Below are 2833 nucleotides of genomic sequence, written 5' to 3' on the forward strand. Positions count from 1 at the left end.
CCAGCAGTATTGAGTATAGCCATTGTCATCACCTCACTCAGTGGTAGTCACACACCTCGACCTCATACGCATCACCATCCTCAAATCGAAAGCAAATGCGCCACTGATCGTTTATTGAAATTGCGTGCTGCCCCTGCCTGTTTCCCGATAGCGGGTGAAGGCGATTACCGGGCGGCACCTTCAAATCCTCCAGCTGTTCAGCCAGGTTGACGTATTCAAGCTTTCTCGCGGCTCTCGGTGCGACATCCGCAGGAAATTTCTTTGACTTACCATTGGAGTACAGCTCCTGAGTTCGTTTATCCGCGAATGATTTGATCATGGGAGAAAATGTAGCGCGTCACGTGACGAGTGTCAAGAGAGCTGGAGAATGAATGCATAACGTTCAAGTTCAGGGGCGCTGCGCGGCTTTATCGTGCAGCGTCCCCTGCAACGCCGGGTTAGCCACGACTGAGCATTGCTGAGGCAGGGTGAATTCATGGAGAATTATTTCTCTATCCAAGGCTTTTTCGGATCTCCAATAGCCTTCAGAGGAAATATAGGAAGGGACTTCGTCTAGAAAAGGTGATTTTACGGACATACAACCGAATTCATTAGCCACTTTATGCAACACTAAGCGTACGTTGTTCGAAAAAGCAGATGTTGGTACAGGTTTCCCAATCTTAACGGCTTGGAGAGAGAACAGTACAAAACTGATCATTTTTTGTTGTGTACGCGCCGCAAGCCTAAATGCCGACCTAAACGAGTCCGCATAGAGCTGATTTAGGAAGTTGTTTTCTTCAATATCAGTATTAACGCCATATGGTAAATCGGTAGCAATAACCAATCGAGATGCTGAATCTGCAAGGCGCGTAATGCTGGGGGTATTGTGTATTTGGTCCGCAGAAATAGTTGACACAACAAAGTCACCCCAAGAAGTTGGAGATCCAGACGTCAACGCCCCATACTTCCCTCTTCGCAACAGGGGACGGTTAGGGTCCGGCAACTTGTTTTCGATAGCAAATGCTCGATCAACTTGTTTGACGAATTCTTGCGCCGTAGAAACGAATCTTTTCAATATTAGTTCAACACTTGCTGCTTTCTCTAGAAGTTCTCTATTAAAGTAAAAAACGCGATACAGCAGAAATGCATCCATTTTCTCAAAATCATCAATTCGATTAACGATTTGATCAAGCGATTCATTCCAGTGCATGAGGGGTGTGGTTATCGCCGAACGGATTTCTTCTGCTAACTGCAAAAGCCTCACACTATCTATTGTTTCAGAACGCTTAAGAATTTCAGTTAAATCTCGAAGCCGAGAAAGGAGTTGCGCTCTAAGGCGCGAATCACGATAGAACGCGAGATTGAATCGAATTCCCGGCGCACCAACGAGATCACTAAGTGCGCAATGAAATCCCATGCTCGAAGCGGCTACACCAATGCCCCCAGACCCTGAGTATGGATCCACGAATAGGGTGCTCTCGTCAGCGCGAACCAAATTTAATGCTGCAGTTGCGAGTACAGCGGGGGTTGTGTATTGGCCAGGCCAGAAAGGCCTCCAATCATCCAATATATGGACGGGGTTTTCTTTCTTGTACTCAGAGTGGTATGCAATTATGTGTTGTTGATTAGTAATATGCCCTTTCTCGAAACTTGAGACATTCTCAATAATCGAGTCCTTAATGACGAATATACTTTCATAATCAGCAGTTGTGTTAGGCCGTTCATAACCTGCAACTCGGTCAACAACATCATTTGGCGCTAAGTGATCGCGTTGAAATCTCGCAATGAAATGACTAGCCAATTCATTGCCTATGTAGTGCTTGTTTTTGAAGAATTTAACTCCATCAACACCCTCCCTGCTTGGTGTATTTAGGCCAAATTCTTCAACGGTATAAAAAACAAACTTCCGTGAAGTTTTCATATCGCAGCGGTTAAGCTGATCTATCAAGCGCGCTGAATCGACATTATACCAAGGTGACTCAAATAGTAGTTCTCCGCATGACTGAATATATCCTGAATCGGAAATAATCTTTTCGAGGAAAAGCACGGCAGGAGAACTTAGTACGACAGAGTTCTGAAAACATTGAACGAATAGCGTTTCGCCATGCTGTTCGCTTCGCTCGATTTGTCTCGTGCTATTTGTTAAGGCATGCAGTGGGGCAACTCGCCAGAGGCTCCTACCTGAGTGCTTCCGAATCAAAGAAATTAGTTCCTTATATGGCATATTGGATCGTTCAATGCCACGGTAAAAGATAAAAGCATATAGGAACAATTGACTCTCCTTAATGAGGTAGGCTTGGGCGACTCAGTATTTAGTTGGCTAACAGTAGATTAGACAGAATCTGTCATATTGGTGATATAGAGATTCTGCATATCATCCCGGCGTTCTCCTCTCGGCGGCACACCACCACAGCTAAACCATGCTTTTATCATGGTAGTGTGCGTCGCGTCGAGTGGCAGGGCGTCCGGCCGACTGGAACGAAGAGTCTTTGGCGGTTGATCAAAGACTTACATCGGCCCGCCGATCCAACATAGGCGAGATTCAGGGGCCGACGTTAAAGGCTTGGGGTTGGACTGATTCGGGGCGAGACGTGGAAGGCGGCGGCTCGGGCGTGACAGAGCGCGGTGCTATACAGAATCGGTATATCACCGTTATCGCAGCGTGGCGTGACGGCCGGAGACAACACGCGCGGCCCGAGAAACCAGCTTCCGGCGGGAGCCGTGGCGGCGTTCCCTGGTACGATCCGGCCAGAGGTTATCTGTCGGGTCCCGGCTGGTTGTATACACGTTTACGAAATAAATCGGGGCGTTCCTGTTGCCAGGCCTTGAGTGTCTCAACCGGCGTTCGGTGCCC

At 47.5% G+C, this 2833-nt stretch carries 2 protein-coding genes; both read right to left on the bottom strand.

All coding sequences use genetic code 11. The annotated features are described in order from the left end of the window. Nucleotides 1–37: 37 nt before the first annotated feature. Entirely contained in the window at nt 38–319 is a 282-nt protein-coding gene (locus F788_RS13870; RefSeq protein WP_081622850.1) for a type II toxin-antitoxin system RelE/ParE family toxin, read from the bottom strand. Nucleotides 320–388: 69 nt separating this feature from the next. Next, on the bottom strand, nt 389–2203 hold the full coding sequence (locus F788_RS14010) for a hypothetical protein (protein WP_155984447.1): 1815 nt from the start codon (nt 2201–2203) through the stop codon (nt 389–391). Between the last annotated feature and the right edge of the window lie 630 nt (nt 2204–2833).

Origin of the sequence: Thioalkalivibrio sp. ALE10 (genome assembly GCF_000381385.1) — a bacterium.
Lineage (GTDB): Bacteria > Pseudomonadota > Gammaproteobacteria > Ectothiorhodospirales > Ectothiorhodospiraceae > Thioalkalivibrio.